This window comes from Micromonospora sp. ATLC20, assembly GCF_057196585.1.
In genome coordinates this window covers 1-24831 of record NZ_JBXUOV010000038.1, presented here as the reverse complement: position 1 = coordinate 24831, position 24831 = coordinate 1, and the positions used below count along the sequence as shown (strand labels likewise).

The 24831-nt window shown below is 72.5% G+C and carries 27 protein-coding genes and 1 tRNA gene; 13 read left to right on the top strand and 15 right to left on the bottom strand.

Annotated features, from left to right (window positions below; translation table 11 throughout):
• The first annotated feature begins 31 nt into the window (after window positions 1–31).
• On the top strand, window positions 32–2164 hold the full coding sequence (locus tag AC2CHG_RS11375; RefSeq protein WP_484524701.1) for a transglycosylase domain-containing protein: 2133 nt from the start codon (window positions 32–34) through the stop codon (window positions 2162–2164).
• A 124-nt stretch (window positions 2165–2288) separates the two neighbouring features.
• Here the strand turns inward: AC2CHG_RS11375 and AC2CHG_RS11370 are convergent, their stop codons facing one another.
• Entirely contained in the window at window positions 2289–2858 is a 570-nt protein-coding gene (locus AC2CHG_RS11370; RefSeq protein ID WP_135241673.1) for a GNAT family N-acetyltransferase, read from the bottom strand.
• Window positions 2855–4225: a cobyrinic acid a,c-diamide synthase CobB gene (locus AC2CHG_RS11365; RefSeq protein ID WP_262014124.1), complete on the bottom strand. Its 1371-nt coding sequence runs from the start codon at window positions 4223–4225 to the stop codon at window positions 2855–2857. Before AC2CHG_RS11365 ends, AC2CHG_RS11370 begins: the two co-directional genes overlap by 4 nt.
• 134 nt (window positions 4226–4359) lie before the next feature.
• On the opposite strand from AC2CHG_RS11365, the gene AC2CHG_RS11360 reads away from it, so the two are divergent.
• Window positions 4360–5178 carry an SURF1 family cytochrome oxidase biogenesis protein gene (locus AC2CHG_RS11360; RefSeq protein WP_484524700.1) on the top strand — a complete coding sequence of 273 codons (819 nt, stop codon included), beginning with the start codon at window positions 4360–4362 and terminating at the stop codon, window positions 5176–5178.
• 244 nt (window positions 5179–5422) lie between these two features.
• The gene (locus tag AC2CHG_RS11355) at window positions 5423–6142 is read left to right on the top strand and encodes a hypothetical protein (RefSeq protein WP_484524699.1); all 720 of its coding nucleotides are present in this window, start codon (window positions 5423–5425) and stop codon (window positions 6140–6142) included.
• A gap of 4 nt (window positions 6143–6146) precedes the next feature.
• Here the strand turns inward: AC2CHG_RS11355 and AC2CHG_RS11350 are convergent, their stop codons facing one another.
• The 4 genes from AC2CHG_RS11350 to AC2CHG_RS11335 form a co-directional block, all read right to left on the bottom strand.
• A complete protein-coding gene (locus tag AC2CHG_RS11350; protein ID WP_262014121.1) occupies window positions 6147–7730 on the bottom strand; it encodes an ATP-dependent DNA ligase in 1584 nt (527 codons plus the stop codon).
• An 89-nt stretch (window positions 7731–7819) separates the two neighbouring features.
• Window positions 7820–8026 (bottom strand): hypothetical protein, encoded by a 207-nt coding sequence (locus tag AC2CHG_RS11345; RefSeq protein ID WP_030273275.1) that lies wholly within the window; start codon window positions 8024–8026, stop codon window positions 7820–7822.
• A gap of 78 nt (window positions 8027–8104) precedes the next feature.
• Entirely contained in the window at window positions 8105–9469 is a 1365-nt protein-coding gene (locus AC2CHG_RS11340) for a dipeptidase (RefSeq protein ID WP_262014120.1), read from the bottom strand.
• 21 nt (window positions 9470–9490) lie between these two features.
• Complete coding sequence (locus tag AC2CHG_RS11335) at window positions 9491–10144, bottom strand: uridine kinase family protein (RefSeq protein ID WP_484524698.1); 654 nt, start codon at window positions 10142–10144, stop codon at window positions 9491–9493.
• Between the two features lie 111 nt (window positions 10145–10255).
• Between AC2CHG_RS11335 and AC2CHG_RS11330 the strand changes: the two genes are divergently transcribed.
• Window positions 10256–10657 carry a rhodanese-like domain-containing protein gene (locus AC2CHG_RS11330; RefSeq protein ID WP_194800739.1) on the top strand — a complete coding sequence of 134 codons (402 nt, stop codon included), beginning with the start codon at window positions 10256–10258 and terminating at the stop codon, window positions 10655–10657.
• On the opposite strand, the gene AC2CHG_RS11325 is transcribed toward AC2CHG_RS11330, so the two are convergent.
• From AC2CHG_RS11325 to ssb, 3 genes are all read right to left on the bottom strand, one after another.
• Window positions 10651–12195 carry a cobyric acid synthase gene (locus AC2CHG_RS11325; RefSeq protein ID WP_484524697.1) on the bottom strand — a complete coding sequence of 515 codons (1545 nt, stop codon included), beginning with the start codon at window positions 12193–12195 and terminating at the stop codon, window positions 10651–10653. The two genes, AC2CHG_RS11330 and AC2CHG_RS11325, sit on opposite strands and share 7 nt — an antisense overlap.
• Window positions 12192–13208: a cobalamin biosynthesis protein gene (locus tag AC2CHG_RS11320; RefSeq protein WP_484524696.1), complete on the bottom strand. Its 1017-nt coding sequence runs from the start codon at window positions 13206–13208 to the stop codon at window positions 12192–12194. Before AC2CHG_RS11320 ends, AC2CHG_RS11325 begins: the two co-directional genes overlap by 4 nt.
• A gap of 87 nt (window positions 13209–13295) precedes the next feature.
• Window positions 13296–14108, bottom strand: coding sequence for a single-stranded DNA-binding protein (gene ssb / locus AC2CHG_RS11315; protein WP_484524695.1), 813 nt, complete (start codon window positions 14106–14108; stop codon window positions 13296–13298).
• A 286-nt stretch (window positions 14109–14394) separates the two neighbouring features.
• Here ssb and AC2CHG_RS11310 point away from each other — a divergent pair, with 286 nt between their 5' ends.
• Window positions 14395–14805 (top strand): HPF/RaiA family ribosome-associated protein, encoded by a 411-nt coding sequence (locus AC2CHG_RS11310; RefSeq protein ID WP_484524694.1) that lies wholly within the window; start codon window positions 14395–14397, stop codon window positions 14803–14805.
• A 77-nt stretch (window positions 14806–14882) separates the two neighbouring features.
• The gene (locus tag AC2CHG_RS11305) at window positions 14883–15899 is read left to right on the top strand and encodes an alpha/beta hydrolase (protein WP_262014115.1); all 1017 of its coding nucleotides are present in this window, start codon (window positions 14883–14885) and stop codon (window positions 15897–15899) included.
• Window positions 15900–15931: 32 nt separating this feature from the next.
• Here AC2CHG_RS11305 and AC2CHG_RS11300 read toward each other — a convergent pair whose 3' ends face one another.
• The gene (locus tag AC2CHG_RS11300) at window positions 15932–16666 is read right to left on the bottom strand and encodes a hypothetical protein (protein ID WP_262014114.1); all 735 of its coding nucleotides are present in this window, start codon (window positions 16664–16666) and stop codon (window positions 15932–15934) included.
• 170 nt (window positions 16667–16836) lie between these two features.
• Between AC2CHG_RS11300 and AC2CHG_RS11295 the strand changes: the two genes are divergently transcribed.
• From AC2CHG_RS11295 to AC2CHG_RS11285, 3 genes are all read left to right on the top strand, one after another.
• Window positions 16837–16909: transfer RNA gene (locus AC2CHG_RS11295), tRNA-Arg, on the top strand.
• A 244-nt stretch (window positions 16910–17153) separates the two neighbouring features.
• Entirely contained in the window at window positions 17154–18566 is a 1413-nt protein-coding gene (locus AC2CHG_RS11290) for an AAA family ATPase (protein ID WP_484524693.1), read from the top strand.
• Window positions 18563–19195, top strand: coding sequence for a hypothetical protein (locus tag AC2CHG_RS11285; protein WP_484524692.1), 633 nt, complete (start codon window positions 18563–18565; stop codon window positions 19193–19195). Before AC2CHG_RS11290 ends, AC2CHG_RS11285 begins: the two co-directional genes overlap by 4 nt.
• A 188-nt stretch (window positions 19196–19383) precedes the next feature.
• Here the strand turns inward: AC2CHG_RS11285 and AC2CHG_RS11280 are convergent, their stop codons facing one another.
• Window positions 19384–19527 (bottom strand): hypothetical protein, encoded by a 144-nt coding sequence (locus AC2CHG_RS11280; RefSeq protein ID WP_484524691.1) that lies wholly within the window; start codon window positions 19525–19527, stop codon window positions 19384–19386.
• Window positions 19528–19590: 63 nt separating this feature from the next.
• Window positions 19591–20319 (bottom strand): SDR family oxidoreductase, encoded by a 729-nt coding sequence (locus AC2CHG_RS11275; protein ID WP_484524690.1) that lies wholly within the window; start codon window positions 20317–20319, stop codon window positions 19591–19593.
• 75 nt (window positions 20320–20394) lie between these two features.
• Between AC2CHG_RS11275 and AC2CHG_RS11270 the strand changes: the two genes are divergently transcribed.
• Window positions 20395–20754: a MerR family transcriptional regulator gene (locus tag AC2CHG_RS11270; RefSeq protein ID WP_128138284.1), complete on the top strand. Its 360-nt coding sequence runs from the start codon at window positions 20395–20397 to the stop codon at window positions 20752–20754.
• Window positions 20755–20780: 26 nt separating this feature from the next.
• Here AC2CHG_RS11270 and AC2CHG_RS11265 read toward each other — a convergent pair whose 3' ends face one another.
• Window positions 20781–21632 (bottom strand): aminopeptidase, encoded by an 852-nt coding sequence (locus AC2CHG_RS11265; RefSeq protein WP_484524689.1) that lies wholly within the window; start codon window positions 21630–21632, stop codon window positions 20781–20783.
• A 138-nt stretch (window positions 21633–21770) separates the two neighbouring features.
• Here AC2CHG_RS11265 and AC2CHG_RS11260 point away from each other — a divergent pair, with 138 nt between their 5' ends.
• The gene (locus AC2CHG_RS11260; RefSeq protein ID WP_484524688.1) at window positions 21771–21995 is read left to right on the top strand and encodes a hypothetical protein; all 225 of its coding nucleotides are present in this window, start codon (window positions 21771–21773) and stop codon (window positions 21993–21995) included.
• Here the strand turns inward: AC2CHG_RS11260 and AC2CHG_RS11255 are convergent.
• A complete protein-coding gene (locus AC2CHG_RS11255) occupies window positions 21992–22402 on the bottom strand; it encodes a TIGR03618 family F420-dependent PPOX class oxidoreductase (RefSeq protein WP_357209716.1) in 411 nt (136 codons plus the stop codon). The two genes, AC2CHG_RS11260 and AC2CHG_RS11255, sit on opposite strands and share 4 nt — an antisense overlap.
• Before the next feature lie 41 nt (window positions 22403–22443).
• Window positions 22444–22884 (bottom strand): Rv0361 family membrane protein, encoded by a 441-nt coding sequence (locus AC2CHG_RS11250; protein ID WP_484524687.1) that lies wholly within the window; start codon window positions 22882–22884, stop codon window positions 22444–22446.
• A 73-nt stretch (window positions 22885–22957) separates the two neighbouring features.
• On the opposite strand from AC2CHG_RS11250, the gene AC2CHG_RS11245 reads away from it, so the two are divergent.
• Both AC2CHG_RS11245 and AC2CHG_RS11240 read left to right on the top strand, forming a co-directional pair.
• The gene (locus AC2CHG_RS11245; RefSeq protein WP_355508975.1) at window positions 22958–23758 is read left to right on the top strand and encodes a class I SAM-dependent methyltransferase; all 801 of its coding nucleotides are present in this window, start codon (window positions 22958–22960) and stop codon (window positions 23756–23758) included.
• Between the two features lie 148 nt (window positions 23759–23906).
• Window positions 23907–24831: ATP-binding protein (locus AC2CHG_RS11240; protein ID WP_484524686.1), on the top strand; the 925-nt coding region annotated here is incomplete at its 3' end.

Below are 24831 nucleotides of genomic sequence, written 5' to 3'. Positions count from 1 at the left end.
TTCCGAATCGGAAATGTCATAGCTTGACCCCGTGAGCAGTCGTCCCCTTGCTTCCGCTGGCCGTCTCGTTCCCCTTCTCCGCGCCGGGCTGATCGCCGGCATCGTGGTCGCCGCCGCCCTGTACCCGCTGGTCGCCGTCACCGGCATCGGGGCCAAGGCCACCGCGCACGCGATCGAACAGAAGACGAACATCCTCAAGACCGCGTTGCCGGCCGAGACCTCGTACGTCTACGCGCCCGACGGCAAGACGGTGCTGACGATGTTCTACGAGGAGTACCGGCAGTACACCAAGATCGAGAACATGTCGCCGAACATCCAGCAGGCGATCGTCGCCGCCGAGGACAACCGCTTCTACCAGCACCACGGCGTCGACCCGAAGGGCGTGGCGCGCGCTTTCGTCTCCAACGCCCGATCCGGCGGCGTATCCCAGGGCGCCTCGACGATCACCATGCAGTACGTGCGGATGGCGCTGCGGGACAGCGCGACCACGCCCAAGGAGGTCCAGGAGGCGACCCAGCAGACAAGCCTGCGCAAGGTCAAGGAGATGCGCATGGCGCTGGACATCGAGAAGCACCTGAGCAAAGAGCAGATCATGGAGCGCTACCTCAACTCGGCCTACTTCGGTCACCGGGCGTACGGGATCTACGCCGCCTCGCAGATCTTCTTCTCCAAGACGCCGGCCACGCTCACCCCGGTCGAGGCGGCCACGCTGGCCGGGCTGGTGAAGTCGCCGTCGGAGTACGACCCGATCACCTCCGACCAGAAGGAGGCCACCGGCCGGCGCAACTACGTGCTGGACAACATGTCCCGCCTCGGCTACCTGTCGCCCGACGCCGCCGCCGCGGCGAAGGGCCAGCCGATCAAGCTGAAGCTGACCGACCCGCCCAACGACTGCGCCGCCATCGACGGCGGCCACCGCAGCTGGGGCTTCTACTGCGACTACCTGAAGAACTGGTGGAGTTCCCAGCCCGCGTTCGGCGAGAACCGGCTGGAACGGATGGACAAGCTGCGCCGTGGCGGCTACCGGATCGTGCTCGCGCTCGACCCGAAGACCCAGGCGGCGGCGGAGAAGAACGTGGGTGCCAAGGACAACACCGGCAGCCCGTTCGCCAACGGCATCGTGGTCGCCGAGCCCGGCACCGGGCGGATCAAGGCGATGGCGGTGAACCGGAACTACTCGCTCGACCTGGCCGAGAACCCGAACAGCTCGAACCCGGAGGCCGGGCCGAAGGTCAAGGCGAACTACCCGAACACGGTGGCGCCGCTGCTCGGCGGCGGGACGCTACCGGGCTACCAGGCCGGTTCGACGTTCAAGATGTTCCCGATGCTCGCCGCGCTCAACGCCGGGATGCCGTTGTCCACCGCGTACGACTCGCCGTACACGTACAAGTCGGCCGTCTACGACGGGTGGGCGCCGTCCAACGCCAGCGGCGCGATGACCGGCCGGCAGACCATGTGGTCCGGGTTCGGCAAGTCGGTGAACACCTACTTCGTCCAACTGGAGGAGAAGATCGGCGCGGACGCCGGGGTGCGCCTGGCCGAGCAACTGGGGCTGCGCTGGCGTACCGACGTGGACAAGGAACAGGCGTCGCCGGGCAAGGCGAAGAAGTGGGGCGCGTTCACGCTCGGCGTCTCCGACGCCACCCCGCTGGAGATGGCGAACGCGTACGCCGCCATCGCCGCCGACGGGCGCTACTGCGAGGCCATCCCGGTCAACGCGATCATGAACCGGGACGGCACGCCGGCCACGTACACCACGCCGGGCGGGGTGCAACGGGAGGTGGCCAAGCCGCGGTGCCGGCAGGTGGTGAACGCCGACGCGGCCCGCGCCGCCACCGACGCGGCGCGCTGCCCCACCGGCGACACCCCGGCCAAGGGAAGCTGCGGCGGCTGGTCGACAGCCGACAGCGTCCGGGGTACGGTCGGCCGCCCGGTCGCCGGCAAGACGGGTACGACGGACAGCACCCGGTCGGCGTGGTTCGTCGGCTACACGCCGGAGCTGGCGGCGGCGAGCTTCATCGCCGACCCGGACAATCCGTTCAACGCGGTGGGCGACGGGCAGTCGCAGATCCCGGTGAACGCGGTGGCGCAGACCCTGCGGGACTCCCTGAAGGGCCAGCCCACCCGCCAGTTCACCCCACCCTCGGACCGGATAGTCGGCTGACCCGCCCTGATCCGCCCGGGGGTGCGCCCGGGTAGTTGATCAAGGAGTTTGCGTCACGGATCGCCCGATCCGCAGACGCGAACTCCTTGATCGACGTCGGGAGGAGGTTGGGCGCAGGGGGTGGTCAGCGGAGGTCGGCGGCTACGAAGGACCACAGCTCCAGGTCGACCCGGGCGCCCCTGACGAAACCGGCGTTGCGCAGCAGGCCCTCGTAACTGAAGCCGGCCTTCTCGGCGACCCGCCGAGACGCCACGTTGCCGGCCGCCACCCGCAGCTCCACCCGCTGGAACCCGTGCTCCAGGATCAGCGCGATGGCCACCGCGTCCACCGCCTCGACCGCCAGGCCGTAGCCCCGGGCGTGCGGCGCGATCGCGTACGACAACTCGGTGAGCCGGGCGCCCCAGTCGGTACGGCGGGCCCAGAGCGAGCCGACCACCCGCTGGTCCTCCCGGCGGACCACCGCCCAGTGGTCGCCGTCGCCGCTGTCCCGCCGCTGCCGGGCCAGCTCGGTGCACCACGCCCGCCCGTCGATCTGCCCGGACGCATCGGCCAGCGGCAGCCAGCGCTGCGTCTGCCGGTCGGCGAACACCTCGTCCATCGCCTCCGCGTCGGCGGCGACGAGGTGCCGCACCTCGATGCGCGGGGTGGAGACGGTCAGTGCCGGGAAACGGCGTACCGCCACCTGCCCGATCACGCCGACGCCCCCACCGGTGCCAGCGCGGCGGCCACCAGCCGGGCCGCGATGTCCGGATGCGCGGCCCAGTGCGGCACGAGCTGCGAGGCGTGCACCGCCTGCCGGACGAAGCCCTCCGGATTGCCACCCTCCCAGCGCCAGGCCGGCCGGTCACCGGCGCGCGGCGTGAGCACTGCGGCGTGCTGCTTGTGCCCGGTCACCGTGGCACCGGCCGCCGCCACCACGCTGTCGGTGACGGCGGTGGCCGTGCGGTAGCCGACCACCAGGCCGTCCCGGACCGTGCCGACCGCGTCGAGCACCCCGCACATGGGCAGGCCGTCCAGCTCGCGGGCCAGCCACAGCAGGCCCGCGCCCTCGGCGATCACCGGGCGGCCCGAACGGGCCAGCTCGGCCACCGCGATGCACAGGCGGCGGTTGGCGGAGAGCTGCTCCGCGTACGTCTCGGGCAGCCCGCCGCCGACGACGAGCGCGCGGGCCCCGGCGGGCAGCGCCTCGTCGCGCAACGGGTCGAGCGTGACCACGTCGGCCCCGGCGGCGCGCAGCAGCTCGGCGGTCTCCGGGTGGCTGTAGGCGCCGGCCGGACCGCCGGCCAGCGCGACCACCGGGCGCTCCCCCGACGGCTGCGGGGCGTCGGCCGGCTCCGGCGACCACGGCTCGACGGTGAGCGCGGGGGCGGAGCGGGCCAGCGCCAGCAGCCGGTCGAGGTCGACGGTGGCGGCCACCGCCTCACCGAGCCGGCGTACGCCGCGTTCGGCGTCCGCGTCGGCGCGCACCACGGGCCCGGTGCCGTACCGGCGGGCGGGCAGCACCGGGGGCAGTTCGTGCCGGCGCAGCGCCCCGTAGACCGGCACGCCCACGTCGTCGAGCGCCTCACGCAGCAGCGCCTCGTGCCGGGGCGAGGCCACCCGGTTGAGGATCACGCCGCCCAGCCACAGCTCGTCGTCGTACGCCCGGAAACCGTGCACCAGCGCGGCCACCGACTGGCCCATCGCTGCCACGTCCACCACGAGCACCACCGGGCTGCGCAGCGCGGTGGCGACTGCCGCCGTGGACTCGCTCTCGGGTCGTCCGGCGACCGAGTCGTAGAGGCCCATCGTGCCCTGCACCAGCGCGAACCCGGCGCCATCAGCGCCGTACGCGAAGAGGGGGGCGATCCGCTCCGGGCCGACCAGTCTCGGATCAAGCGTGCGCCCGGCGCGCCCGGCGGCGAGCCCCAGATACGCCGCGTCCACCTGGTCCGGCCCGACCTTGAACCCGGCCACCGGGATCCCCCGGTCGGTGAGCGCCGCGAGCAGGCCGAGGGAGACGGCGCCGGTGCCGTGCCCCGAGGAGGGCGCACTCAGCACGACGCGCGGCACGTCGGTCATCATCGACTCCTGATGTGGGTGGTTTCCGCCCGCGTGACCATACCCGTCCGGCCCGGCGCGCGAGAGCCGCGCACACCGCCGTTTCTGCCTGGCAGCGGCGAGTGGCATCGCTCATACGGGTAGCCTTGGCCAACGTGTACCGGTTCCTGCTGACCCCGCGCTGGCTCGGCTACCTCGCGCTCACGCTCGTCGCCGCCACGGTGATGGTGTTCCTGGGCAACTGGCAGCTGGACCGCTACCGGGGGCGCACGGCCGTCAACGAGCGCATCGACGCCGGGGCCACCATGACACCCGCGCCGTTGCGCGACGCGCTCCCCGCGCCCAGCGACGGCGACGTCGGTCCCGCGCCGTCCGAGGAACTCACCTGGAGCCGGGTCACCGCCACCGGCCGGTACGACAGCGCGAACACCGTCCTGATCCGCGGCCGGACCCTCGACCGGACGGTCGGCTTCGAGGTGCTCACCCCGCTGGTGCTGACCGACGGCACCGCGGTGCTCGTCGACCGGGGCTGGATCCCGCCCGTGCCGGGCGCCGGCGCGACAGTCCAGCCGGAGGTGCCGGCGGCGCCGACCGGCGAGGTGACAGTGACCGGCCGGGTCGTCGGCAGCGAGAGCGGCGGCGGCGCGGTCAGCCGGCGCGACGGCAAGCTGGAGGCCCGGCGCATCGACATCCCCCGCCTGGCCGATCAGCTCCCCTACCCGGTGACCGGCGGCTACGTGCTGCTCGACGGGCAGACGCCGGCGGCCGACCCGGCCTTCCAGGCGGTCCAGATCGGGCACACGAACAACTGGCAGAACTTCGGCTACGTGTGGCAGTGGTGGATCTTCGCGGTGATGAGCCTGTTCGGCTACGGCTGGGTGGCGCGCCGGGAGGCCCGCCGCCGGGCCGGGCTGGACACCCCGGGTGAGCCGGTGGACCGCGCCGCCGAGCCGGCCACTCCCACCTCCGCCTGAACAGGCCTCACCGGGCACGGCCCGCCTCGTCGATCCTCTGCACAGGCGCCCGTTACTCGCCGTAGCCGCCATCGACGAAGGACTCCTCACGACGGATATGCCTGAGAGGCATGTTCATGCCTCTCAGGCATATCCGTTCCGAGCGATGAGGCTCCCGCGCAGGGCGGGCCGTGGATCCGGCGGCACACCGGGCGGCGGGGACGTTGGTAGGGTCCGCGGATGATCGTCAATCGTGGGGGTCGCGGTGACCTCTGACGCCACGACGCCCCCGGCCGCCGAGCCACCCGCGTACGACCCGTGGTCGGCCATGCCGCCGGCCGTCGCGCCCCCCACCGAGCAGTTCCCGGTGATCGCCGCGCCGGACGCACCGGTCACCCCCGCACCGTTCTCCGCGCCGCCGCCCACCGCGCAGTTCCCGGCCGCGCCGCAGTTCTCCGCACCGCCCGCGCAATACTCCGCACCGCCCGCGCAATACTCCGCGCCGCCCGCCCCATACTCGGCGCCGCCTGCCCAGTTCTCCGCGCCGCCGGTGCCGGCGGCCGGGGTGGTCGCGCCGTACTACGGGCCCGCACCCGGGGCGTACCCGCCGCCCGGGCCGGTGCCGCCCACGCAGTCGGCGGTGGCCGTGCAGATCGCCGAGATCGTGGTGACGCCGCCGGTGATCCGTACCCCGGCCGGTGTCCTGCCACTCGCCGGCGCCTCCTGGTACGTGACCGACTACTGGCAGAAGGAGGAGAAGATCGCGCCCTGGGCCGTCGTCGCCGCGATCCTCGGCTTCTTCTGCCTGACCGTGTTCAGCCTCCTGTTCCTGCTGATCAAGGAGACGCGGCACTACGGCACCGTGCAGGTGACGGTGAGCAGCGGCGGGCACCAGTACGTCGCGCGGATCCCGGTCACCGACCAGTTCCAGGTGCAGCAGCTCAACAACCAGGTCAACTACGCCCGGTCGCTGTCGGCGGGCTGAGCCGTCAGCCGGTGACCCGGCCGGCGTGGATGGCGCGGACCGCGTCGATGGTGTCCGCCTCGGCGGCGGTCTTGTCGTCGCGGTAGCGCAGCACGCGGGCGAAGCGCAACGCCATGCCGCCCGGGTACCGGCTGCTCGTCTGCACCCCGTCGAACGCGATCTCGACCACCTGTTCCGGCCGGACCCGCACCACCCAGTCGCCCTTCTCCACGGCGAGCGACAGGAACCGTTCGGTCTGCCAGCGCAGCAGCTCGTCGGTGAGCCCCTTGAACGTCTTGCCCAGCATGACGAACTCGCCGGTGCGCGGATCGCGGGCGCCGAGGTGCAGGTTGGACAGCCAGCCCTCCCGCCGGCCGCTGCCCCACTCGACCGCGAGGACCACCAGGTCGAGCGTGTGCCGCGGCTTGACCTTGACCCAGGCCGAGCCGCGCCGACCGGCGTCGTAGGGCGCGGCCGGGTCCTTCACGACCACGCCCTCCTGACCGGCGTCGACAGCCGCGGCGAACGCCGTGGCCGCCTGCTCCGCGTCGTCCACCTCGACCCGGTCGACGAGCAGCGAACCGTCGACAGCGCGGGCCAGGGCCGCCCACCGCTCCCGGCCGGGTGCGTCGATCAGGTCGGCGCCGTCGAGGTGCAGCAGGTCGAAGAAGTACGGCGTGAGCACCGGTTCGCCGGTGCGCTCGGCGGCGGCCAGCACGGCGGGCGCGACCTGCGTCGGCCCGGTGGTGCTGGGCGTGGTGCGACGGGCCGCCCGGCTGGACGTCTCCTGGAACGGCAGCGGCCGGCCGGCGGCGTCCAGCCCGATCGCCTCGCCGTCGAGCACCAGCTCGCGTGCGGGCAGCGCGCGGACGGCTGCGACCACCTGGGGCAGCCGGCCGGTGATCTCGTCCAGGCTGCGGGTGAAGACCGCGATGTCCGCCCCGGAGCGGTGCACCTGGATGCGGATGCCGTCGAGCTTGACGTCGACCACGGCCGGCACGCCGGTGGCGGTGAGCGCCTCGTCGACCGAGGGCGCGCTCTGCGCCAGCATCGGCGCGAGCGGCCGGCCCACCTGGAGCCCGAAACCGGCCAGCGCGGCGGCGCCGCCGGTGAGCGCCGCGACCGCCACCGCCCGCAGGTCACCGGCGAGCAGCAGGGCCCGGCGCACGGCGGTCACCGGCACGTCGGCGGCGCGCGCGATCGCGTCGGTCAGCAGCCCGGCCTGCGCGCCCTGACGCAGTTCGCCCCGGAACAGGCCGGTCAGCAGGCGCTGCTCGTCGGCGGTGGCGGCGGCGAAGAGACGGCCGACCAGGTCCCGCCTGCGGGCTTGCGAACCGGACCCGGCGACGCGGGAGATCTCCTCGATCGCCGCGTCCACGGCGGCGACGGTGAGCGTCGGCTCGGCGGCCGGCGGGGGCAGGTCACGCAGGCCCGCCCAGCCGACACCGGTCTGACGCTGGCGCAGCTCACCGGCGAGGTAGCCGGCACCGGCCGGTATCTCGCCCGGCTCCAGCCCGCGCAGCGCGGCGGCCAGCAGCTCCACCTTGGCCCGACGGCCGCTGGTGGCGCCGACCGCGGCCGAGGTGGCCGCCAGCTCCGCGAAACGCACGTCCACATCCTGCCAGCCGCCTGTGACATCGGGGCGGATCCGGCGACCCGGCACACCGCAAGGGTGCGCCGGGGCCGCCGGGCCGACGGTCAGGCCGAGACCGGTTCCTCGATGCGCAGGCCGCGCCCGCGCACGCCCTCGGCGACCCGGGTGAGCAGCGCGTCGAGCGTGACCAGGGCGGCGGAGAGCTCGCCGATCTGTTCGTTGAGCGTGTCCTCGGACCACGCGGAGACGTCGACGTCCCCCAGAGCACGGACGGCGGCCTGAAGCCGCTCCATCTCGTCGTTCGTACGCATGTTCGAAAGGCTATAACACCCCGCCCGCCGACACACCACAAACTCCGACATCGGCCCCGAAGTTACGGTTTCGACACCTCAGGAGCGGTTTCCGGCCTCCGCCACCCGGGCCAGCAGCAGCGCCTCGGCCAGGCACACCCGGGCGAACTCGCCCAGGTGCAGGCTCTCGTTCGGGCCGTGCGCCCGCGCGTGCGGGTCCTCCACACCGGTCACCAGGATCGCGGCCCGCGGGAACATCTCCTGGAACGTGGCGATGAACGGGATCGATCCGCCCACCCCGATGTCGACCGGGTCGGTGCCGTCCCAGGCCGTCCGGAACGCCGACCGGGCCGCGTCGAACATCGGCCCGGAGGCGTCGATGACACAGGGCGCGCCGTCGTGCTCGAACGTCACCGACACCTGCGCGCCCCACGGCGCGTGCCGCTCCAGGTGCGCGGTCAGCGCCGCGTACGCCTTCTTCGGGTCGTCGCCCGGCGCCAGCCGTACGCTCAGCTTCGCCTTCGCGGACGGCACCAGCGCGTTCGGGGCCTCGCCGGTCGACGGCGCGTCCACGCCCAGGATCGCCAGCGCCGGCTTGGTCCAGAGCCGGTCGGTGATCCGGCCGGTGCCGAACAGCGTCGCGCCGTCGACCAGGCCGGCCTCGGCCCGGAACCGGTCCTCCGGGTAGTCGACGCTGGCGCCCTCGCGGCCGACCAGCCCGTCCACCGCGACGTCGCCGGCCTCGTCGTGCAGCGTGCCGAGCAGCTTCACCAGGGCGGTGAGCGCGTCCGGCACGGCGCCGCCGAACATGCCGCTGTGCACGGCGTGGTCGAGCGTGCGCACCTCCACGAAGCAGTTGACGATGCCGCGCAGCGAGGTGGTCAGCGCCGGCACGCCGACGTCCCAGTTGGTGGAGTCGGCGATCACGATGACGTCCGAGGCCAGGTCGTCGCGGTGCTCGGCGAGCAGCCGCTCCAGCGAGTCCGAGCCGTACTCCTCCTCGCCCTCGATGAACAGCACCACGCCGACCGGGAGCCGGTCGCCGAACGCGCGCAGCGCGGCGACGTGCGCCATGATGCCGGCCTTGTCGTCGGCGGCACCCCGGCCGTAGAGACGGCCGTCGCGCTCCACCGGCTCGAACGGGTCCGACTCCCACAGCGACAGGTCGCCGACCGGCTGCACGTCGTGGTGCGCGTACATGAGCACGGTGGGGGCGCCGGGCGGGGCCGCCTTCGTGCCGATCACCGCGGGCTGGCCGCCGGACCGGACGATCCGCGTGTCGAGGCCGCAGCCGCGCAGCAGCTCCGCCACCGCCTCGGCGGAACGCTCCACGTGCGAGTGGTCGAAGCCCTCGAAGGCGATGCCCGGGATGCGGACGAGTCGCTCGAGGTCGGCACGGACGCCGGGCAGTTCCCGCTCGACGGCGGCCCGCACCTCGGACTCGGAGAGGATCGGAGTGGTCATGACCGGAATCGTATGCTGGCCTTACCCCACCACGTCGCCCGAGCCCGATCGCCGCCCCGCGCGCACGTAGTACCGGCCCGCGTCGTGCGGCAGGTCCGGGGCGCCGTCGACGACCAGGTCCACCGCCGCGGCCGTACCGTCGGCGGTGAAGTGCGCCCGCTCCCCCGCGTGCCAGCGGCGCAGCTCCGGCAGGATCTGCTCTCCGTCGCGGGCCAGCGCCCGCCGCAACCGCAGCTCGGCCGGCGCGGTGACCAGCACCGACAGCGTCAGCTCGGGGCGCACCGCGGCGCGGGCGGCGCTCACCCCCTCGACGATCAGCACCGGACCGGCCAGAACCGGCACCACCCGGTCCAGGAAGCGCCGGCGCACCCAGCTGTAGCGCCGGTACCCGCCCGCCCGGCCGGCCCGCAGCGGGCCGAGCACCTGCTCCTCCAGCCGGGTCCAGAACGTGAGCTGGTCGTCCCAGCCGTCGAGCAGGTCGTCGGTGTGCACGAGCGGCGGGCGCACGCCGCCCGCCCGCTCCGCGAGGGCGTCCGCGAGGCGCGTCGCGAACCGGCTCTTGCCCGCGCCGCTGGGCCCGTCGACGGCGACCAGCCGGGTACGCCCCAACCGCGCCGGACCGGCCAGCACCCGACCGGCCAGCCCGGCGTACGCCTCGATCACCGCCACGTTCACCCGACCGACGCTAACGTTCCCCCGTCCGCTGGAAACTGCGACCCGGGCGGACCGTTTCGCCGAGCGGCGGCGCTGCGCGCTGGGCATCATCGGGGGGTGCTCCATGACGTGATGTGTCCGGGCGTCGACGCCCTCCTGGAACAGGCCCGCGCCGGTCTCCGCCGGCTGACCCCGCACGAGACCGTCGAGGCGGTCCGTGGCGGCGCGCTGCTTATCGACACGCGTACCGAGGCGCAGCGCCGCGAGGAGGGTGAGCTGCCCGGCGCGATCGTCATCGACCGCACCGTGCTGGAGTGGCGGCTCGACCCGGCCAGCGCGTGGCGCATCCCGGAGGCCACCGGGTACGACCGCGAGGTCGTCGTGGTGTGCCGGGAGGGGTACAGCTCCAGCCTGGCCGCCGCCAGCCTCCAGACGCTGGGGCTGCGGCAGGCCACCGACATGATCGGCGGGGTGCAGGGCTGGCGGGAGGCCGGGCTGCCGATGTCCGACCGCCCGGCCGACGTGCGCTACTGAGCCGGTGGCGCGCCGGGTGGCACGAACGGCAGCCCCGGCGGTGGGCCGGACTCGATGAGCCGCCACAGCGCGTCCGTGTCGAGGTGTTCCTCCACCAGGTCGCCGAGCAGGTCCAGCGTCCGTTCCCGGGCCGCCGCGAAGGACGTGTCCGGCGCGACCTTGAACCCGGTACGCCCGGCCGCCTCCGCCACCTCGGTCAGGAACCGGCGGCGGAACGCGTCGGAGGAGAAGGCGCCGTGCCAGTGCGTGCCGTACACGGTGCCGAGGCGCGCGCCCTCGCCGGTGCCGTCGGCGTAGCGCAGCAGCGGCGCGAGTCCCGGGTCGGCGGCCGTGACCCGGCCGTGGTGGATCTCGTAGCCGTGCACCGGCACGTCGCCGGCGGCGGTGCCATCGGCCCGGCGAACCGTCTTGCGCGGCTCGAAGGTGATCTCGACGGGCAGCAGCCCGAGGCCGGGTACGGTGCCCCGGCGGCTCTCCACCGCGTCGTGGATCGCCCGGCCCAGCATCTGGAAGCCGCCGCAGATGCCGAGCAGCGGCCGTCCGGCGGCGGCGTGCGCCCGCACCGCGTCGGCCAGTCCGGTCTCCCGCAGCCACGCCAGGTCGGCGACTGTCGACTTGGTGCCGGGGAGCACCACCAGGTCGGCGGCGGCCAGTTCGGCCGGCTCGACGGTGAGGCGGACCCGCACACCCGGCTCGGTCGCGAGGGCCTCCACGTCGGTGGCGTTGCTGATCCGCGGTAGCCGCACCACGGCGACGTCGAGCCAGTCGGTGCCCCGGGGCGCCGCCGGGCGGCCGAGAACCCGCCCGTACGCGAGCGAGTCCTCCGCGTCCAGCCACAGGTCCAGTGCCCAGGGCACCACCCCGTACGTCGGGCGGCCGGTGACCCGGCGCAGCATGTCCAGCCCCGGCTGGAGCAGGCCGCGGTCACCCCGGAACTTGTTCACCACGAACCCGGCCAGCAGCGCCTGGTCGGCCGCGTCGAGCAGCGCGACGGTGCCGAACATCGAGGCGAACACGCCACCCCTGTCGATGTCGCCGACCACGATCGCTGGCAGCCCCGCCTGCCGCGCCAGCCCCATGTTGACGTAGTCGCCGTCGCGCAGGTTGATCTCGGCGGGACTGCCCGCGCCTTCGCAGATCACCACGTCGTACTCGGCCCGCAACTCGGCCAGCGCCGCGTACGCCGTGGTGGCGAGCCGGGACCGTACCTCGTGGTAGTTGCCGGCGGTGACCGTGTCGACCGCCTCGCCGAGCAGCACCACCTGGCTGGCATGGTCGCTACCCGGCTTGAGCAGCACCGGGTTGAAGCGCAGGTCGGCGTCGAGCCCGCAGGCGGCGGCCTGCATCGCCTGGGCGCGGCCCAGCTCGCCGCCGCGACCGTCCGGCCCGACCACCACGGCGGAGTTGTTCGACATGTTCTGCGCCTTGAACGGGGCGACCCGGACGCCCCGGCGGCGCAGCCACCGGCAGATGCCGGCGGTGAGCACGCTCTTGCCGGCGTCGGAGGTGGTGCCGGCGACGAGCAGCCCGCCGCTCAACGCCCGCTCCCCCGGCGGGCCGCACGCATGAGGACGCCAAGCGCGGCCCGTCCGGCCGCCCCGGCCGCACGCCCGACCGTCACCGGGTAGAGCGCGGCCAGGCCGAGCGCCGCCACACCGACCGCACCGGAGATCCGGGCGGCCCGCTTCAGGTGCCGCGCCTCGGGGCGGGGTCCGTCACCGAGGAACGGCCGGGTCTCGGCGCGGCCGAAGTAGACGTTACGGCCGCCGAGCCGGACGCCGAGCGCGCCCGCCATGGCCGCCTCGCACTGACCGGCGTTCGGGCTCGGGTGGTCGGCCCGGTCCCGCCGCCACACGTGCCACGCGGCGGCGCGGTCCCCGTGCGCCACCGGCGCGACGGCCACCGTGAGCAGCCCGGTGAGCCGGGACGGCAGCAGGTTCAGCGCGTCGTCCAGCCGGGCCGCGGGGGTGCCGAAGCGGGCGTACCGGGGCGAGCGGTGCCCGACCATCGCGTCGAGCGTGTTCGCCGCCCGGTAGCCGAGCAGGCCGGGCAGGCCCGCGACGGCGCCCCAGACCAGCGGGGCGACCACGGCGTCCGAGGTGTTCTCGGCGACCGATTCGACAGTGGCGCGGGCGAGTTCGGGCTCGTCGAGGGCGGACGGGTCGCGCCCGCAGAGGTTGCCCAGGCGGGCCCGGGCGGCGGGCAGGTCGGCCCGGCCGAGTGCCCGCGCCATCACCCGGGACTCGTGCCGCAGCGTGCGCCCACCCAGCACCGTCCAGGTGCCGGCGGCCACCAGCGCGGCCCGCGCGATCGGATGGTGCCGGGTCGCCAGCGCGGCGGCGGCACCGAGCAGGACCGGCGCGCCGACGGCGAGCGCCGTGAACGCGGTGCCGGCCGCCCGGTCGGGGCGGTAGACCCGCCGTTCCAGCGCACCGGCCGCCGTGCCGAAGCCGGCCACCGGATGCCACCGGCGGGGGTCGCCGAGCAGCGCGTCGAGCGCGTAGCCCGCCACCAACCCGGTCGCGTTCGCCATGGCGGTCGCCTGCCGCACCCGTCACCACCTCCGGCCGGCCAGCCTAGTCGTACCGCGGGGTGGTGTCGCCGACGTCACCACCCCCCGCCCCCGTCGGACGAAGAGTCAGGCGGGCACCGGGGTACGCCGCCGTCCGCGACGCCCCGACGCGGTCCCGCCCGGGCTCGCGCCGCCCGGCTCGCCCTCACCCGGTCCGGCACCACCCGGCCCGTCGGCCTCCGGCGGCGTGACCTCGCCCAGTTCGTCGTCCTCGGCCGTCACCGGGCCGTCGTCCTCCGCGTCGCCCAGCTCCTCCTCCGGGCCGCCCGACCCGGGGTCGAAGCCGGCGGCCTGCCGCACACCGGGCCGGCCGTCGAACGGGTCGGGCTCGCCCACCCGCTCGACGGTGCCGGCCAGTCCGACCCGGCCCCCGTACTCCGGCGGCGGGAAGTCGTCGTCGAAGGGCCGGTCGTCGAACGTCGCCGGGGCCTGGGCATCCGGCACCGGCTCGGTCGCCTCGCCGTGCACCCGCTGCTCGGCCTCCGCGTCCTCGACCGTGCTGGTGGCCGCGCGGGGCTGGTTGCGCAGGAAGCGGGCGCGGCCCCGGGACAGGTCGTGCCCGACGGCCACCGCCTCCAGCTCGTAGAGCGTGCGGTGGGTGCCGGACTCGTCGGTCCAGTCCCGGGTGTAGAGGCGCCCGGCCACGATGACCGGGTCACCGACCGCCACCGAGGCGGCCACCCCCTCGGCGAGGCGGCGCCAGCAGTTGACGCGTACCCGAAGGCTGTTGCCGTCCACCCAGCGGCCGCTGTCGCGGTCGAGGCGGCGCGCGGTCGAGGCGACCTTGAAGTTGGCCACCAGCGTCCCGCTCTGCGTGGTCCGGCGCCACTCCGGCGCGGTCAGCACGTTGCCGACGATCGTCACGTACGTATCGAACATCGCCCCTCCCAGGGATCGACTTGTCCCGGTGAGCGTCGGCCGGACGCCCGGCCCGGGCCACCCCGCCGGCCCGGCCCTGTGGATGACGAACCGACCTGTGGACAACCACCTGATCAAGGTCCCGATCTGCTAGGCCGACCGGCCCTACGTGCCTGAGCTGCAAAGACGCATGATCGAGTGGAGCCGGCAAGCAGGCGTTCCGGAATCACGCCGGTTGGGTAAGTACTTGATCAACCGAGAGAAAGGGAGCTCCCATGCTTCTCCGAGACGTCCGCGAGGCAGCGCGATGAGCGCCGTGGCGAACCCCGCGACCGTGGCCGAGTGCCTGCGGGTCGGCGCCGGGTTCTCCCAGGGCGACCGCAACTGGATCGCCGAGCAGTTCGGGACCCTGGACGCCCGGCTCGCCGGCTTCCACGCCGACGCCACCGAGCTGGAGGTGTCCGTCAAGGATCGCGAGGCCCGGGGCCAGAAGGTGACCCTGGAGTGCTGGATCGCCGGGCGGCAGAAGATCGTCACCACCTCGACCGAGGAGGATCTGCACGCCGCGCTCAACGACGTCCGGGACGACCTGCGCCGCAAGCTCAACGACGCGAAGACCCGGCAGGAGCCGCGCCACAACAAGCACCTGCGCGCCGTCGACCAGCCCGAGGGCACCCCGTTGCAGGAAGCCGAGCGCGAGGACGCCGAGACCGTCTGAGGCCGTATGCCCCCGTCCGTCCGGTGCGGGCGGACGGGGGCTACCGCCGGGTAGCGAGGCGGCGTACCGTCGCGGTCGTGGAACCGGACGTGCTGGGCGCCCCCTACGAGCGGCGGACGATCGAGCTGGGCACCGACGACGAGGGGCCGGTGGTCGCGACCCTCGTGCGGCGGCGCGCCGACCGCCCGACCGGCCGCGCCGTGCTCTACGTGCACGGCTTCGTCGACTACTTCTTCCAGACCCACGTGGCCGATTTCTTCGCCGAGCGCGGCTGGGACTTCTACGCGCTCGACCTGCGCAAGTACGGCCGCAGTCTGCTCCCGCACCAGACCCCGAACTTCTGCCGCGACCTGAGCGACTACTTCCCCGAGCTGGACGCCGCCGCGGAGATCATCCGCGCCGAGGAGGGACACGACACCCTGCTCGCGATGGGCCACTCGACCGGCGGCCTGATCATCTCGCTGTGGGCGCACGACCGCCGCGACGCCGGCCTGGTCGACGGCATCGTGCTCAACAGCCCCTTCTTCGACATCAACGCGCCCTGGATGGTCCGCCGGCCCCTCGCGGCCGCCGTCTCCCGCCTGGGCCGCAGGGCGCCGCAGCGTGTCCTGCCGTTCGGCCTGGGCACGGTGTACGGCGAGAGCCTGCACGCCGACCACCGGGGCGAATGGCGGTACGACCTGGCTTGGAAGCCGCTCGCCGGGTTCCCGGTCCGGGCCGGCTGGCTCAACGCGATCCGTACCGGCCAACGTCGCCTGCGGGCCGGGCTGGACATCCCGGTGCCGGTGCTGCTCGCCTGCTCCACGCGTAGTTTCCGGGGCACCAAGTGGCACGACAGCGCCACCGGCGCCGACGCGGTGCTCGACGTCGAGCACATGGTGCGCTGGGCGCCCCGCCTCGGTCGGCACGTCACGCTGGCCCGCTTCGACGGCGGGCTGCACGACCTCACGCTGTCCAGTCCCGGCGTACGCGAGAAGGTCTTCGCGGAGGTCGGACGGTGGGCGGAGGGATTCCTCCGCGCCGGGCCGACCGAGCCGGAGCCCACGACGCCTCCGGCCCCTCGGCGGCCGGCCGACGCGAACGCCGAGGGCTGAGGCCGGTCCGTCCCGCCGCCGGGACGCCCGGCTCAGTCGGCGACGACCGCCGTGAGCGCGGCGCGGATCCGGTCGAAGGTGGCGATCGGATGGCCACCAGCCTGCGGCGGCAGCACCACGCCCAGGCAACGCAGCGCGGGCCCGCCGTCCGGCCCGGCCTCGACCGCGAACACGGGCGCGCCCACGTAGCCGGCGGGCAGTTCCGTCGTGACCCGCACCTCGCCGCCGTCCCGGGCGACCCGCTCGACCACCGCCTCCAACGGCCGCGACCCGCCGTCGCCGACCCCTAGGGCCAGCACGAACGCCGACGCGGGCGCCGCGCCGATCCGCGCGACCGCGTCGGCCGGCGCGGCCACCGCCTCGGTGACATGCTGGGTACGCCAGCGCCAGCCCCGATCGTCGGCCCAGCCGTGCAGACCGCCGGTCGGCATCGCGGCGAGCCCCAGTTCCGGCAGGTGCAGCCAGTGGTCGGCGAAACCGGGCAGGTCGATCGGCTCGTCCGCACCCTCGGCCGGGTCGGTGACGCTGGGCCGCAAGCCGATCTCGCCGTACGCCCGGTCGGTGAGCGCGTCGGCGGTGAGCAGCCACTCGTGCGCGATCTCGCCGTCGTCCGTAGCGCCGACCAGCTCGCTGTAGAAGAAGGCCGTGCCGAGGACGCCGGGCGGTGTGCCCGGGCCGTCCGAGCCGGTGAGGGGCAGGATCGCCCGCCCGAGGAGCTGACACAGCTCGAAGACGATCTCGTTCTCGGTTTCCTGGTCGAGCAGCATCCGACGAGGGTACGGATCGCGTCCCGCCCGGCCCGCGCCGGACCCGCCGGAACTGTGGTGCCGGTCCGGGCCCCGGCGTGGGACGCTGAGGGGCGGAACGGACGCGCCGACCCGTACCACCGGGCACGCGGGGAGCGGCGGTACCCTCTTGGCGCAACGACCGTCGGCACGCGCCCGTAGCTCAGCGGATAGAGCAGGGGACTTCTAATCCCAAGGCCGCAGGTTCGAATCCTGCCGGGCGCACAGGCACTTTCCTCATCTGGTTGTCTACTGGGTGAAGACACTGGTGCGAGGGGGTGACGGTTTTGGGGGCAGTCGCGAGCAGGCCTGCGGGGCGAGCCCTCCCAGGGCTGACGACGTCACGTCCGGGCACGTTCGTCCGGCTCGCCTAGCCACGGCTAGGCCTCCCGACCCACCAGGCATAAGCGCCTCGTGCCCTTTAGTGGCAGATGGCGGTACGCTGCCAGCGGTCATCTTAGGAGACACGATGCTTACACGGTTGGAAGTCAACGGCTTCAAGAATCTACTTGGATTGGATATCAGCCTCGGGGCCTTTACGTGCATTGCTGGCCCGAATGGAACGGGCAAGTCCAACGTATTCGACGCGATTCAGTTCCTGAGCCTACTCTCCGATATGCCGATGATGGATGCAGCGCAGCAGGTCAGAGGCGTCCATGGTGAGCGAGTCGGCGATCCTCGCGATTTATTCTGGAACGGGTACGAGTCCGAAGGGCGCCGCATAAGCTTTGCTGCTGAGATGATTGTGCCGCTTACCGTAGAAGACGACTTCGGACGGGTGGCAAGACCTACAATCTCTTTTCTACGATACGAGCTTGAGATCGGCTACCAGCCCCCGACCGGCGTAGAACGAATCGGACGCCTACGCCTATTGAAGGAAGCGCTTCGTCACATCAACATCGGCGATGCACCCTCTCGTCTCAAGTTTCCGCACAGCGCATCACACTTCCGTTCGAGCGTTCTCCAGGGCCGCCGTAGCGGCGTCGCCTTCATTTCTACATCCGAAGAGCACGGCGAGCCGGTAATCAGCATTCATCAGGACGGAGGGAGCCGCGGAAAGCCGAGGCCATCGGCCGCCTCACGGGCCCCCGGAACAGTTGTCAGCACCGTAACCGGAAGCGACGATCCGACAATTCTTGCGACACGACGTGAGATGCAATCGTGGCGGAGGCTAGCGCTAGAGCCGTCGGCCCTTAGAACTTCGGACCGGTTCGTGGACCCGCGCTTCATGGAGGCGGACGGCAGGCATTTGCCAGGCGCACTATACCGAATTGCCACTTCTGATCCGAATGGGGACACCCAGCGGGTCTACTCCCGCGTGGCGAATCGGCTAGCGGAACTGACAGGCATCTCAGTTCACGGAATCGAAGTTGTGGCAGACGACGTACGAGAGTTGCTGACGGTCTACTTAAAGGAGCGCTCGGGCCTCCGCCTTCCCGCACGCAGCCTCTCTGAGGGAACCTTGCGCTTCCTAGCCCTTTGCGTACTGCTGGAAGACTCCGGGGCCGAAGGGCTCTTCTGTATGGAGGAACCCGAGAACGGAATTCATCCGGCGAACCTACCCTCAATGGTGCGGCTCGTCCAAGAGTTGGCGGTAGACACGTCAGAGGCGCCAGGAGAAGACAACCCCTTTCGCCAAGTCATCATCAACACTCACTCGCCATTCGTCGTACAATTGGTCAAGCCAGAACATCTACTCTTCGCCTCTGTAGGGCATCGCTCCGCTCCAGATGGCACGATCTCACGAGGCCTTATTCTCAGACCACTTTCGGGTACATGGCGTGCCACCGGGGAAACTGGCACCTACACCAAGGCTGACATTCTTCCATACCTTGTCGCGCCTCCCGGCGCCCAACTAACGCTAGAACTGGATGCCGCGTGATGCAGAGAGGAGCGTTCCTTGGCGAAGGTTCGAGCGACGCGGGCATCGCGGTCCACATCGAGCGAATCGCGATTGAGTGCGGCATCCAAATCCATCTCACCACACCCGACGCAGAGTTGCTACCAGCCACAGACAAGACAATAGCCGGAAAGCTTCGCGCGCTCCTGCAGTTGGGTGGCGAATATCAGATCCTCTTTATTCATCGCGATGCGGACGGAGCAGGCATAGAGGCACGCACGTCTGAGATCGTTAGCGCAATAAGCGAGGTGACACCGCATGCCATCCACGTTTCTATAATTCCCGTACGCATGACCGAAGCATGGCTCGTGCTAGACGAAAGGCTGATCAGGGAGGTCGCCGGGAATCCGAATGGACGAGTACGCTTGGACATTCCAACTCCTAGGGAAGCGGAGAGGATTGCTGATCCGAAGGCGCTCCTTAAGGAGCTGATCGTTACCGCATCGGAGACGACGGGGCGGCGCAGGAAGTCCCTTCAGGCAGCCTTCCCTCATAATCGAAGGAGGCTACTAGAGGAGCTAGACCCCGATGGGCCGGTCCGTTACTTGGACTCATGGCGTCGTTTTGTAGACGACTCCATCAACGGGCTGCGAAGGATCGGCCAGCTCTGATTCGGACCCACGACGCTCTCATACGTCGGCCAATCGGGGCTCGCGCTTTGGGAGTGATGCACCATGGTGTCCAGCAGAATCTGGCTGGACCTCGGGCAGTGCGTGACGAACGCATCGTAGCTGGGGAACCAGAGCACGGCCCTGTCCCGATGCATGACCTCCCCCGTGCTCCAGGCCGAGGCGTGCGGTTAAATGACCTGGTAGCTGTGGTCGCGCAGCCACCCGGTCGTCCGGTGCAGGATGACATACGCCAGACGAGGGTCACCGGCGCATTGCTCATAAGGCGCAACGCAGATCGCCACGGAGATCGACTCCGGGTCGAAGGCCGCCACGACCAGGAGCGTACAGCCGGGCGGGTCCGTCACGTCGTGGCAGGGCGGGACGGCTGAAACATCTCAGTCCGCCGTCAGCGCCGCCAGGGCGCGGTCCATCGCGGCGTTGAACTCCTCCGGCGTCAGCGTCAGCCGGGACTTCACGTCGTGGCTCCACTGGTCGGCGAGGACTTCGGCGGCGCCCGCCTCGACGCCGTCGAGCGCCGCGTCGGCCAGGTCCGACGGAGCGATCTTGTCGACGGGCCAGCCGGCGGACATGTCGGTGTCGGCCAGCCCGAGGTGTACCGCCGTCACGAGCGTGCCCTGGTCGGCGAGTTCCAGGCGTACGCCGTTCGTCATCGCCCACGCGGCGGCCTTGGTCAGGTGGTACGCGCCTGCGCCCCTGGTCCCGAACCACGACATGGCGGAGAGCACGTTCACGATCGCGCCTCCGCCGTTGCGGGCGAGTGCCGGCGCGAACGCGCGGATCATCTCCAGGTGGCCGAGCACGTTGGTGTCCACCTCGTGCCGCACCGCGTCCAGCGAACCGGTCACCAGGTCGGTTCCGGTCTGGATCCCGGCGTTGTTGACGAGCAGCGTGACGTCCGGGGCGGCAGCGGCGACGGCCCGTACGGATGCGGGACTGGTGATGTCCAGCGGCAGCACCTCGACGCCGGGCAGGTCCACGGTCTCGGGCCGGCGTGCGGTCGCATAGACCTTGCGGGCGCCGCGTTCGCGCAGGCGCTGGGCGAAGGCGCGGCCCAGGCCGCGGTTGGCTCCGGTGACGAGGGCGATCGAGTCGTTGATGTCCATGCCCGGTACGCTAAAACCTGACGTTGACGTCAGAGGCAAGTGTCGATCGCCGGGACCGGGGTGAGAGGGGTCACCGTGACCGAGCCGCTGATCCGCATCGGCGAGGTGGCGCGCGACGCCGGCGTGTCGGTGCGCGCCGTGCGCTACTACGAGGAGCAGGGTCTTCTCTTCCCCCGGCGCAGCGCGTCCGGCCAGCGCCTCTACCGGCCGGACACGGTCACGCTGGTGCGCTTCATCCAGCAGATGTACGCCGCTGGCCTGACCAGCAGCCGGATCGCGGAACTCCTGCCGTGCTGGGACTCCGGGCACACCGACCCCGCACAGCGGGCCATGCTGCGCGCCGAGCGTGAGCGCATCCAGGCCAAGGTCGACGACCTGCGGGCCGCGCTGGACCGCCTCGACGAGGTCATCGCGATCACCGATTCGCACCCGTAGGCGCGACCACCCGCGCAAGGGGGAGACTACGGACGGGCGTTCTCGCGGGAGGCACGCAGCACGCCGACGACCGCCAGTCCCGCGCCGCCGAGAGCGACAGCCGTCTCCACTGCCGAGGACACCTCAAGGGCACCTCCCGCCGAGCCACCCACGCTCACCATGAATCCCGGTTGCAGGAAGGCGTCCCTGGCGGGCTCGACAAACGCCCACCAACTCGCCCACGTGGAGGCGAGATCCGCGCAGGCCCGCACGGCGACCACCGCCAGCAGGACCATCCCCGCCGTGAGGAGCCCGCGCCGGTCACCCCGCCATCCGGACGACGCCAGCACCCCGGCGGTCACGAGCGCGGCGAGCAACGCCGGCTGCAGCGCCAGGAGCAGCTCGGGCAGCGGCGGGTCGCCGGGCGTCGCCGCCACGCTCAGCCCGCACCAGACGAGCACGGCCACCGCCAGGACCGTCGTCACCACACCCCGCCGTCCGCCGCGTGCCGGCGACGCCGGCACGGCAACGGAAAGCAGGAGTACGCCGAGAGCCAAGCCCCACGCGGTCAGGCGTTGCTGGTCCAGGCCCTCCCGCAGGCTCTCCACAAGGTACGTCCGCGTCGCCGCCTGGCTCCCCCGCGGCTCGCCCGCGTCCGCCACCCGTTCCCGGTGCCAGAGCAGGTTGCTGGCTGCCACCAGGGCGAACAGCCCGGCGCCGGCGGCGACGCTCCACCGCACCCGGGGCGTACCGGAGGCGGCGAGCGCGTGGCCGGCCAGCGCCGCCAGCGTGACCACCGCCCAGAGAAGCGACGCCTCCGGCATGGCGAGCAGTGCCGCTCCGACCGACAGCAGGCCGGCCACGGCCGCGGCGACTCCCAGGCTTGGCGACAGACACATGGCGCAGAGGGTGGCACAGGAATCCTGGGCGCGTTGACCCGCCGATTTCGTCGGTGGTCTCCGGCATGATCGCGTGCGCCGCTGGGCGGTGGCGGCGACGAGCGTGTACAGGAGTCCGGCACCCACTCCATCCTGGACATGACGTGGGTGCTGGACGACGGCGAGGAGCCCGACTTCGGGACGCTCCAGCGGGTGACCGAGGCCGAGGCGCTCGCCCGCGTGGGCGTCGCGAGGCCGACCCGCGCTCACGTCGAGGCGCTCGAGCCGCTGGCCGAGCAGCGCTGGTTCGGCCGGTACGCCGTGCTGCACGACGAGGCGGGTGCCCCGAACGAGCTCTACTTCTGGGGGTTCCCCGGGGACTAGCGTGCCCGGCCGGCGAGCAGCCACCGCCGGACGGGGACCTCCAGCAGCACCCGCTCCCCGTCCGGCGTGACCGGCTGCCGGATGTCCCAGCCGCCGTACTTCTCGGCGAACGCCGCCACGATCGCGGGCGGGAAGTCGGCACGGTGCAGTCGGGCGACACCCTCCGCGACGACCGGGTGGACACCGTCCTCCAGGGCGAGCGAGACGCGGGGGTCGGCCGCCACGTTGCGGGCCTTGACGCTGCGTGCCTCGCAGCCGATCCACCAGACGCCGTCGGCGTAGACGAACCACACCGGCGTCATGTGCGGTGAGCCGTCCCGGCGCAGCGTGCAGAGCCAGACGTTGCGTTCGCGGGCGAGCCGGTCCGCGACGGCCGGCGGGAGCGGTGCGGTGGAAGGTGAGGCCATGCGACAAGTGGATCAGGTACGCGCGGAGGCCCGCTACGGGCTCACTCGCAGATCCGCCACTCCCCGTCCTCCTTGACCATCGGGAACGACTGCGTCACGTTGGTGCCGACCGCCGGGGTGAAGCGGATGGTCGTCGCCCCGCTCACCCGGCCGTTGTTGTTGGACACGTTGAGCCCGGTGATCTCGTAGCCGGTGAACTCCGGCTGGGAGGACTGCTGCCGGGTGAAGTCCGCCTCGCTGACCCGGTCGCGTGCGCGGGTGCAGAGCTGCCGGTACGCGGCCGGATAGTCGCGGTCGACGATCGCCTCGGCGAACGTCTCCGCTGTGGACCGCGCCGGGCCGGTGGCTTCCTGCACGGCCCGGAAGAGGAAGAAGCCGCTGAGCACACCGCCGCAGCAGCAGATCGCCAGCACCAAGCCGAGCACGATGAAGAGGGTTCGCTTGGACTTCTTCGGCGGCACCATGGCCGGCTGGTATGCCATACCCCGCAGGGTAGGAAACGCGGGCAACCGTAATCCGGATGCCCTGGTTCCGCTTCTCGACGACCATCGGTTGATGCCCGCACACCGTCCACCCGAGCCGGACGTCAGTCGCTACTACACCGAGGTCTACGTCGAGGCCGACCGGCTGGAAGGGTCGCCGCAGGGCCGGCTGGAGGCACGACGTACCCGGGATCTGCTCGCCCGCCTGCTGCCCGCCGCACCGGCCGACGTGCTGGACGTCGGCGGTGGTCCCGGGGCGTACGCGGGTCCGCTCGCCGCGGCCGGTTACCGGGTGCACCTGGTCGACCTGGTGCCCGCGCACGTGGCGGCGGCGCGGTCGGCGTACCCCCTTGTCGCCGCGTCGGTGGGTGACGCCCGCGCGTTGCCCGCGCCCGACGCGGCGGCGGACGCGACGCTGCTGCTCGGACCGCTCTACCACCTGCCGCGGCAGGCCGACCGGGTGGCCGCGCTGCGCGAGGCGGCGCGGGTGACCCGGCCGGGCGGAACGATCGTGGCGGCCGCGATCAGCCGTCACGCCGCGCTGATCGACCTGACCGTGCAGGGCCGCCTGGACGACGACAACCGGCAGTTGCTGCGCGCCGAGTACGAGACCGGGGTGAACGATCCACGCACCGGCTTCACCACCGCGTTCTTCCACCGCCCGGAGGAGTTGGCGGCCGAGTTCGTCGCGGCGGGCCTGCCCAACCCGCAGGTGTACGGGGTGGAGGGTCCGCTGTGGCCGGTGCTGAACGCGCTCGGCACCGGGCCGGACGAGCGGCTGTTCGCCGACGCGGTGGCCTGCGCCGAGACGTTCGAGCGGGACGCCGCGATCCTCGGCGCCAGCGCCCACCTGCTCGCCGTAGCGCGCCGCTGACCGCCGGGCCGGACGGCCGGCTGCTTTACGCCGGAGCGAAACTCGTCAAGCACCAAGGGTGACCAGTTGCGACAAACCATGTTATTCTCCAGCGTCAATCTATGCCGCGCGGACCCGGCCGGGTCGCAACCGGAAGGACATCTCCCCGATGCCGGTCGCTGCCGCCATGCCCCTGCCCCGGCCCCTGCTGGCCCGCCCGGCGGGTGACGCGTTCAGCCTGATCTTCACGACCCTGCCCGCGCTGCTGCGGCTCACCTGCGGTCTGGTCGGCGCGGTCGTCGCGCTGTCGGTGCGTACGCCGCCGGTGCGGGTGGCGCTGCTGATCCCCGCCGTCGCCGTGCTCACCGCCTGGTCGGTCTGGTACGCGTTCCGCGCGCTGCGGCACGGCATCGGCGGCGCGCTGGTCGCCGGTGACGTGGCGCTGACCACCGCCGCCGCACTCGCCGTACCGTGGCTCGTCGCGCCGGAGGTGCTGCCGGGTGAGGCGAGCTGGATCGCGGTGCTGGCCAGCTCGACAGTCATCAACGCGCAGGCCACCGCCCCGGCCCGCTGGTCCGTGCCGGCCGGCCTGCTGGTCACCGCCGCGTACGTCACCGGCACCGTGCTGGCCGGCAACCCGGCCGAGGCTCGGGCGCACGCCGGCACACTGCTGGTGCAGACCGGCAGCGCGGCGGTGATGACGGCGGTGATGCGCCGCCGGATCGCCCGCGCCGACGCCGCGTTCGCCGACTACCAGCGGCTGTCCCACGAGGCGGTGGTGGCGCGCGCCGCCCGCGAGGACGAACGGCGGCAGAACCGCGACCTGCACGACACCGTCCTGGGCACGCTCACCATGGTCGGCCTCGGTGCCGTACCCGACTCGGCGACGTTGCGCGAGCGGTGCGCGGACGATCTGCGTACCCTCACCGCCCTTGCGGGTGCGCGGACCGCGACCGCGGCCGGTGAGGCCGACCTGGACGAACGGCTGCGTGAGGTGCTCGCCGCGACGCCCGGGCCGGCGGTGACCACGACGCTCGCGCCGTGCCGGCTGCCGGCGGAGGTCGCCACGGCGCTCGCCGACAGCGCCGCCGCCG

What these genes read in the sequence shown, in the direction of transcription:
- AC2CHG_RS11265 (WP_484524689.1), bottom strand. Translation starts at nt 21,632, where the DNA reads ATGTGTCTGTCGCCAAGCCTGGGAGTCGCCGCGGCCGTGGCCGGCCTG.
- AC2CHG_RS11340 (WP_262014120.1), bottom strand. Translation starts at nt 9,469, where the DNA reads ATGACCACTCCGATCCTCTCCGAGTCCGAGGTGCGGGCCGCCGTCGAG.
- AC2CHG_RS11345 (WP_030273275.1), bottom strand. Translation starts at nt 8,026, where the DNA reads ATGCGTACGAACGACGAGATGGAGCGGCTTCAGGCCGCCGTCCGTGCT.
- AC2CHG_RS11300 (WP_262014114.1), bottom strand. Translation starts at nt 16,666, where the DNA reads ATGCTGCTCGACCAGGAAACCGAGAACGAGATCGTCTTCGAGCTGTGT.
- AC2CHG_RS11250 (WP_484524687.1), bottom strand. Translation starts at nt 22,884, where the DNA reads ATGGCATACCAGCCGGCCATGGTGCCGCCGAAGAAGTCCAAGCGAACC.
- AC2CHG_RS11310 (WP_484524694.1), top strand. Translation starts at nt 14,395, where the DNA reads ATGAGCGCCGTGGCGAACCCCGCGACCGTGGCCGAGTGCCTGCGGGTC.
- AC2CHG_RS11255 (WP_357209716.1), bottom strand. Translation starts at nt 22,402, where the DNA reads ATGGCCTCACCTTCCACCGCACCGCTCCCGCCGGCCGTCGCGGACCGG.
- AC2CHG_RS11275 (WP_484524690.1), bottom strand. Translation starts at nt 20,319, where the DNA reads ATGGACATCAACGACTCGATCGCCCTCGTCACCGGAGCCAACCGCGGC.
- AC2CHG_RS11245 (WP_355508975.1), top strand. Translation starts at nt 22,958, where the DNA reads ATGCCCGCACACCGTCCACCCGAGCCGGACGTCAGTCGCTACTACACC.
- ssb (WP_484524695.1), bottom strand. Translation starts at nt 14,108, where the DNA reads ATGTTCGATACGTACGTGACGATCGTCGGCAACGTGCTGACCGCGCCG.
- AC2CHG_RS11260 (WP_484524688.1), top strand. Translation starts at nt 21,771, where the DNA reads ATGACGTGGGTGCTGGACGACGGCGAGGAGCCCGACTTCGGGACGCTC.
- AC2CHG_RS11365 (WP_262014124.1), bottom strand. Translation starts at nt 4,225, where the DNA reads ATGACCGACGTGCCGCGCGTCGTGCTGAGTGCGCCCTCCTCGGGGCAC.
- AC2CHG_RS11290 (WP_484524693.1), top strand. Translation starts at nt 17,154, where the DNA reads ATGCTTACACGGTTGGAAGTCAACGGCTTCAAGAATCTACTTGGATTG.
- AC2CHG_RS11330 (WP_194800739.1), top strand. Translation starts at nt 10,256, where the DNA reads ATGTGTCCGGGCGTCGACGCCCTCCTGGAACAGGCCCGCGCCGGTCTC.